The organism is uncultured Salinicola sp. (assembly GCF_937921195.1).
Lineage (GTDB): Bacteria > Pseudomonadota > Gammaproteobacteria > Pseudomonadales > Halomonadaceae > Salinicola.
This window is the reverse complement of the sequence record NZ_CALFQK010000083.1, coordinates 1-7,528: the sequence shown is the minus strand read 5'-3', so window position 1 is coordinate 7,528 and position 7,528 is coordinate 1. Positions and strand designations below refer to the sequence as shown.

The following is a 7,528-nucleotide window of genomic DNA, read 5'->3' as shown; positions in this document are numbered from 1 at the left end:
CAACGAGAACGCCATCCGCATGGCGCGGGCGGTCACCGGCCGCGACAAGATCCTGTCGGCCTACCGCTCCTATCACGGCGGCACCGGCTCGGCGATCGCCGCCACCGGGGATTTCCGCCGTGTGCCCAACGAGTACGCCCGCGGCCACGTGCACTTCTTCAACCCCTGGCTGTATCGCAGCGAATTCTGGGCCGGCAACGAGGAGGAGGAGTGCCAGCGCGCGCTGCACCACCTGCGCCGGGTTATCGAGTGCGAGGGACCGGCGAGCATCGCCGGGCTGCTGCTCGAGACCATCCCGGGCACTGCCGGCGTACTGGTGCCGCCGCCGGGCTATCTGGCCGGAGTGCGCGCGCTGGCCGACGAGTTCGGCCTGGTGCTGATCTTCGACGAAGTGATGGCCGGCTTCGGCCGTACCGGCGCCTGGCTGGCGCTGGATCACTTCGACGTGGTGCCGGACCTGATCACCTTCGCCAAGGGGGTCAATTCGGGCTATGTGCCCGCCGGCGGGGTGATCGTCAACCAGCGCATCGCCCACCACTTCGACGACGAGATGTTCTACGGCGGCCTGACCTACTCCGGCCACCCGCTGGCCATGGCGGCAATCTGCGCCACCCTGGAGACGATGCAGGAAGAGGGTATCGTCGACAACGCCCGCCAGATCGGCGAGACGGTTCTCACCCCCGGACTCGCCCGCCTGGCCGAGCGCCATGCCCATGTCGGCGAGGTGCGCGGCCTGGGGGTGTTCCACGCCATCGAACTGGTCGAGAACCGGGACAGCCGCACACCGCTGGCCGCGGCCAAGGTCGGCAAGCTCAAGCAGGCGATGCTTGAGCGCGGCCTGCTGGCGTTCGTGGTCGCCAACCGCATCCACGTGGTGCCGCCGTGCATCGTTACCGCCGGTGAGGCCGAACGGGGGCTGGCGATCATCGACGAGGCGCTGGGTACACTGGGCTGAGAGGACGCCGGGCGATTAGTCGGCCCGACCGGGGCTGGAACGGCGAGGGGTCGCCGAGTAGCCGCCTGCCACCGGCCCCTCGATCTCCCACGCTCGTCCCGACGACAGTCAGCGCGGCATCAACTGCCACGCCACTTCGATAAATCGGGAGACGCCAGCCTCCTTGAAGTTGAGCGACGATTCGAGCACGTCCTTGCGCGACAGTTCGGCAATGGCATGGCTGTCGGCGTAGTGGCCGGCCACTTCCTCAGGCAGCACCGGAAACGGCGGCCCCGCCTTCTCGGCGGGATCGTACTCGAAGGTGATCAGCAATTGCGGCGCCGCGTGGGTCAACGCCAGGATCTGAGCGGCATAGGTGCCACGCATCGACGGCGGCAAGGCCACCAGCGCGGCGCGGTCGTAGACCAGGTCGACCGGCCCCAGGTCGTCGGCTTTCAGGCGGAAGATGTCACCCTGGAAGATAGCCAATCTACCGGACTGCCAGTATTGGCCACCCTCCCAGGACGAGATGTCGGGGACGAGTTTCAGTGCTTCGAAAAGCTGACCCACCGCGATCTCGCTCAGCTCCGCACCGACGACCCGATACCCTGCCTCCAGCAGCCAGCCGATATCCAGCGTCTTGCCACACAGCGGCAGGAAGACCCTCGCATCGTCGGCGAGGCCGAAACGCGAAAGGTTGCGCTTGAGAATGGGGTGGACGAAGGAGAGGTGGAAACCGAGTTGATCGTTTTTCCATCGCGTCTGCCAGAAGTCGTGTTCCATGCTGATGCTCTTCATGTCGGGCCAGCAGGGAGCTTACCCATATGAATCCCCGTTGACAGCACGACTTAAGTTTTTATGAAAACCCGTTCGCGCTAGTCAGACAAATCCCGGATATTCGTCAATCTACCAACATCAAAATTTGAAGCCCCTATCGATATCGCCCAAGACATCGACTTAAGTTGAAGGATATCTCTTATTTAAACACGAATGAAACAATAAACATTATAAAAACACGCGACGCGCATTCAATTTAACCCAAATGGAGATCTATCGGGTGACTTCTGATTTTACCCTCTAGGGGTCAGTAATATAACGAATGCCTCGTGAGCGTCTTCGCGCTTGCCGCTTCCCCCTGCCGTGCCCGAAAAGCCGGCCACCAGAGAGTCGGCAGGGAAAATAACCAGGAGCCACGCCATGTCCGTTTCCGGAGTTGTCGTCACGCCTCGCAGTGTCGAAGAGTCGCTCTCCCGCAAGTCGAGCGACGGCGAAACGTCCGATAAAGAAAACTCGAGTGTCGAGTCGTTCAGAGCCAACGCTGAAAAGAAGAGCTGGCGAGTGGTGGAAGAGAACGACGGACTACCGCCCGTCAGCAACCTGAAACCCAAGCGCGAAGACGCCACCACAATCACCTTCGAATACGAGGGAAAGACATACGCGGTGTCCGAGCATCTATCGCCCTTCAAGTACTCGGTGCTGGAGAACAAGCTGGCGGGCACCGAGATCAGCCAGACCGATAACAATATCGAGGTCAAGGTCGAGGAGTCCGAAGCGACCGACGTCATGAACGCCGAGACGACCGAGGACGGCAAGACGGTCGGCGAGCTGTTCAACGACACCATGAAGGAAGAATGGGGCGATCTGGATCTCGACGACCCTCGCCGACAGTACTACGAGTTGCTCCAGGCCAAGTCCGCGCTGGTCAACGGCTACGGCATCCTGCCCTACCAGACCCAGAAGGATGCGTTCCCGTGGCCGGGGGATACCGAGCCGACCCTGTCGGATTCCGTGATCATGGACCAGGCGAGCACCTATGGCCTGCTCGACGAGGAGGAGATCGCCAGCAAGCTCGCCGAGGTTTCCCAGAACGAGAGTGTCGTCTCCGGCGTCGACGACCTGATGCAGGGTGCCGTCGACAAGATCAAGGACAAGTCCGGCCTGACCAATCGCGTCCACGAGACCATGATGAGCCCCGAGTATCTGGAGATGCTCGAAGGCTTGGGCGACGACGCCGCCAAGACCCGCTTCGCCAACGACATCAAGACGCTGGATTATCTGGACAGCGACAAGGCCAGCGAAGTCCGCAGCCAGATACTCGACAAGGGGCTGATCGACGAGATCGGTACCATCATCGAAGAGGGCAGCTATTCCGACGAAGCCCTCGAGACGGCCGTCAACGATCAGGTACAGATGGGGCTGCAGGGCACGTTTTCCTCCATCTTCGGCATCAGCTTTTCCGACCGGGCCGTCCAGAACTATCTCAAGAACGGCAAGGGCGACCTGCCCGACGACGTCAAGCGCGGGCTGGACAGCTACAAGGCGGCGGTCAAGATCGCCTCCGACGCGGTTCTCGACTCTTTCAAGGAGAACGGCAAATTCGACATCAGCGAGGTTTCCAAAGAGATCCACAAGGCTATCAAGGACGGTAGTCCAGACCTGCCCACCAGGGTCAGGAACGGAGCGGCCGCGCTGCTTCAGGCCAGCATGAAGAACGGCGTGCTCCCCGGCATGGGTGGCATCCTCACCGCCACCGCCGCGATCTACACCCTGAACAAGAACATGGGGGAGACCACGGAGGATCGCCTGGCGGCGGCGCGGCTGCTGCTGATCACCGTGGCCACCTCTCCCGCCATGGCGCTGGCCAGCGCCAAGACGTATGAACTGTTCCAGGACACTCTCAACAAGCCCGGCATGGCGACACGGCTCGGTCTCGAGAACAACGATCAACTCCGCCAGGCCTACACCGAAATCTTCCCGGATTCGACAAAAGACGTCGCCGTGCCAGATACCGCGGATAATGGGTTGGGTTCCGTGGAAAACCAACGTCGGGCAATTTCCGCGACGCCCCCGCAGTTGGGAGAGTTCGATTTTCCACCGAACTGGGCCGAGGGCGTTTTACAATCACTCGATGAAATTGGCGACGGCGTAGATTTCGTAACGCCCGATGGCGACGGTATCCGCCTCGAGGACGCGTTGAGCGAGCCCAATGAGCGCATCGCCAATGCAGGGGAAACCAGTGGCCAACAGCTAACTGACGATATCAACAACATGAATACTGATGAACGCCGTCGCACCATGAACATGGTCGACGACCGCATCAGCAACACTGGGCTCGATCCGAGCAAGATGGACTCCTCCAGCAAGCTCAGGATCGTGGGTACGGTGATGGGGACGGTCGGCGGCATCGCCGACGGTGCCGGCGGTATCCTGGACATCGCTCTCGGCGCCATGTCGATCGACCGGTTGCGCGACAACCCCGATGCCCTTCCCAGCGAATACGCCGCGGCCTCGATGCAGTTACTCGGTGGCGTGGGCATCGCCGGCATGGCAGGCACCCAACTGGCCAGCATGATCGCGGGGCCGGCCACGGCCTCGGCGCTGGGTGTGGCCTCGGGCGTGCTGGGGATCGCCGGCGTCGGCTTCGGCGCCATCGCCGCCATCGTCACCGGCGTCATCGCCAAGCAGAAACAGGATCAGAAGAAAGAGGAAGTCAAGGACGATTTCCGCACCTGGGGCGGGCTCGGCGTCACCGAGGACGACTGGGGCGACAAGCTCAACTACGTGCTCCACGCCCGTTACGAATACAACTACTATCACGGCTCCAGCCGCTACGACGACCTCTACCCCGAAGACAAGCCCATGTGGGAAGCCAGGCCGGAGCAGTACGAGGACTTCACCGAATACGTCGAAAAACACGACAATATTTCCGACGACTGGTTCGATGACTGGGACGACGACCACGACACCGGCATCGGCGAAGGCACGCCGGATCCTTCGGGCCTGCCTCGCTTCGGCGACGACGGGGACCCCGGCACGGCCGGTAACTTCAAGAGAGACGTCGATCGCCTCGACGTGGGCTCGATCGAGCTGGCCGACGATGGCCGCGTCATCTTCGTCAAGGATGGGGTCAAGCAGGTCATCGATCCGCTGATTGGCGAAAAAGCCGACGAGAGCGACCGCAAGGAGATCATCGAATACCTCACCGACCTTCATGAAATCACCCACCCCGACGGGAAGCGCGATCAGAAAATCATCGATCGAATTACCCGACTTCACGACGAATCCGACCGTTACAACGATATCGACGACCTGAAACGGGCGCTCGACGATTCTCAGCCGTTCCTGCTGGGCAAGGATGGAAAACATAAGGCGGGTACGTTCGACGACTTCCAGAAGGATATCGATCGTGTCGAGATCGACTCCATCGAGATCGACTCCACCGATAGCAGCAAGATCAGCTTCATCAAGGATGGCGTCCGGTGGCAGCTCGATACCGATAACCGCGGAAGCCTGTCGAAAAGCGACGCCAACGATATCTTCGATTACCTGAAGAACCTCTACACCATGGTCCACCCGGATGGCGAACTGGACCAGGAACTGGCGGACGAGATAGACGAGCTGTTGGGAGGTTCTGACGACTACAACGACCTCGACGACCTGCGCGACGAACTCGATCTCGGCACCGATCCCAGCGGACTACCGGTCTTCGGTGATGGCGGATCCCCTGGAAACTATGGCAACTTCAAGAGAGACATCGACCGCGTCGACATCGGCTCGATCGAACTGATGGACGATGGACGCGTCATCTTCGTCAAGGACGGTGTGAAACAGATCATCAACACCTCGGAAGGAGATGATGACTCCGATCGGGGCACGCGGGAAAAGATCATCCGTTACCTGACGGACCTTCACGACATCGCCAGTCCCGATGGCACGCTGGACCAGGATCGCGTCGATGAAATGAATGATGTCTTCGCCAAGACCGACAGATACAACGATACCGACGCCATCAGGCAGTATCTCGACGCCGACGCCCCCGCTGCCTGGGATCAGAACCCGGGAACGGTCAAGATATTCGGCAACAAGGGCAAGCCAGGTGATTTCGGCGAGTTCAAGAAGGATATCGATACCGTCGACGTCGCCTCCATCAGGCTGAGATCGGATGGCGAGATCTATTTCAAACGCTCCGGAGAGTGGTACGTCCTGACGCCCAACGCCAATAGCAAGATCGAAGGTGAGTTCGATAAGTTCGTGGACTATCTGACCGAACTTCACGATATCACCCATCCGGATGGCGTCCTGGACAAGCGGCTCGCGGCCAGGATCGATGAGCTACTGGGCAGCAGCGACGACTACAACGATCTGGATGACTTGAAGGCGTTTCTGAACGTCGATTGAGTCCTGTCTGCCCGTTTTCCATTCGCCGAGACCGACCGGCGGATGGGAGACATCGGTCTCGACCGCAACTGCCCCTCTCTGCTCTGGCAGCGGTCGCCTCCTCTCTCCTGACCTTACGGCGCAAAAAATAGGCCGAAAAATGTCAGCCCCGCCAGACACCTATAAACATATAGACCAAAACGCAATTTCTTAATTAAAGTTCATTTTTGCCACGCCGATAGAGAGGGCCGGATGCAGCAATGACTGGATATCCGGCCGTCCAGATCTATTCGATGAGCGTGAGCGCTTCCTCGTATCGACCATGGAGACGGCACTACCCATACCGTCATGCCGCTCAGCGGCCGATACCAGAGGATTTTCGCCATCAAACGCTCGATACCGACCCGCTCGATCCTGTTCACGGCCGCCGCGCTGGCCGCCGTGGCACTCACCGGCTGCGCGAACACCCGGGGCCCGGGACTGGGCTCGGCGCTGGATGCTTCCACCACCGCCTACGCCCTGGATCACGGCTACGAAGAAGCGAATCCGCTGTTGTCACCCATCGGCGATCCGTACCTGTCGGCGCTGGCAGTCATCGGGGTCAAACAAGGCATCAAGTACTCACTGCACGAGTACGCTGGCGTGAACGAGGATTGCGCTCACTATGGCGTGGAGACAGCGGCCATGGGCGCAGGTGGCTGGAACCTGGCCGTGCTGGCGGGTGCCGCCACCGGGCCCGGCCTGATCGTCGGCGTGCTGTTCGGGGCCGGCTACTGGCTGTGGACCGATGGCGAGGAGGCATGCCGGTAACGCCGGGACCTGACGGCAGGCCGGGCGCCGAGGCGACGAACCCGCGCTATCGGGCGGCGCCTCCCTCATCGCTCCCCTCGTCCCCCGAGGCGTGCCCGCGGGCGATATCGCGATGGCTGATCACGACCACGTCCCTGGGCCACCACTCGGGATGCTCGTCACGGATGAACGCCAGCAGTTTCTCCCGGACGCTCACCTCGGCGGCCCACCCCGATAGCGGGTCGATCGTCATCAGATAGCAGGTCACGGTCTGCGCCGGGCCGGTCTGGTCGGTCACGCAGCACAGCAGCTTGTGGTGCTCGATGACGTTCTCCTCCGCCTTGGCGAACTCGAGGAACTTCTCGCGCAGGATCGGGATATCGGCGCTGAGGTGCAGCGTCAGCACGAGGCTGCGGTACTCCTTCGTGCTCTTGGAGGAGAGGTTTTCGAAAGCCTTGGACGCGAAGTAGGTCACCGGCACGATCAGGCGCCGCTCGTTCCAGAGTCGCAGCCTGATATGCGTGTAGAAGATCCCCTCGACATAGGCCCACTGGCCTTCGAACATCACCAGGTCACCGACCCGTATCGGCTTGGCCAGCGACAGCTGAAACGACGACAGGATGTTGCCCAGCACGGCCTGCCCCGCCA

5 protein-coding genes are annotated in these 7,528 nt (G+C 61.2%); 3 read left to right on the top strand and 2 right to left on the bottom strand.

Annotated features, from left to right (window positions below; genetic code table 11):
- The coding region (locus Q0602_RS07355) for an aminotransferase class III-fold pyridoxal phosphate-dependent enzyme (protein WP_298840985.1) at positions 1 to 955 on the top strand (955 nt) is incomplete at its 5' end.
- A gap of 108 nt (positions 956 to 1,063) precedes the next feature.
- Here the strand turns inward: Q0602_RS07355 and tmpT are convergent.
- A complete protein-coding gene (gene tmpT, locus Q0602_RS07350) occupies positions 1,064 to 1,717 on the bottom strand; it encodes a thiopurine S-methyltransferase (RefSeq protein ID WP_298840980.1) in 654 nt (217 codons plus the stop codon).
- Between the two features lie 414 nt (positions 1,718 to 2,131).
- Here tmpT and Q0602_RS07345 point away from each other — a divergent pair, with 414 nt between their 5' ends.
- Both Q0602_RS07345 and Q0602_RS07340 read left to right on the top strand, forming a co-directional pair.
- On the top strand, positions 2,132 to 6,112 hold the full coding sequence (locus tag Q0602_RS07345; RefSeq protein WP_298840977.1) for a DUF4190 domain-containing protein: 3,981 nt from the start codon (positions 2,132 to 2,134) through the stop codon (positions 6,110 to 6,112).
- Between the two features lie 327 nt (positions 6,113 to 6,439).
- Positions 6,440 to 6,901, top strand: coding sequence for a hypothetical protein (locus Q0602_RS07340; protein WP_298840973.1), 462 nt, complete (start codon positions 6,440 to 6,442; stop codon positions 6,899 to 6,901).
- 46 nt (positions 6,902 to 6,947) lie between these two features.
- Here Q0602_RS07340 and Q0602_RS07335 read toward each other — a convergent pair.
- A partial coding sequence (locus tag Q0602_RS07335; RefSeq protein WP_298840970.1) for a mechanosensitive ion channel domain-containing protein occupies positions 6,948 to 7,528 on the bottom strand: 581 nt, incomplete at its 5' end.

Excerpts from the sequence above, each read along its gene's own strand:
- tmpT (WP_298840980.1), bottom strand. The coding sequence starts at position 1,717 with ATGGAACACGACTTCTGGCAGACGCGATGGAAAAACGATCAACTCGGT.
- Q0602_RS07345 (WP_298840977.1), top strand. The coding sequence starts at position 2,132 with ATGTCCGTTTCCGGAGTTGTCGTCACGCCTCGCAGTGTCGAAGAGTCG.
- Q0602_RS07340 (WP_298840973.1), top strand. The coding sequence starts at position 6,440 with ATGCCGCTCAGCGGCCGATACCAGAGGATTTTCGCCATCAAACGCTCG.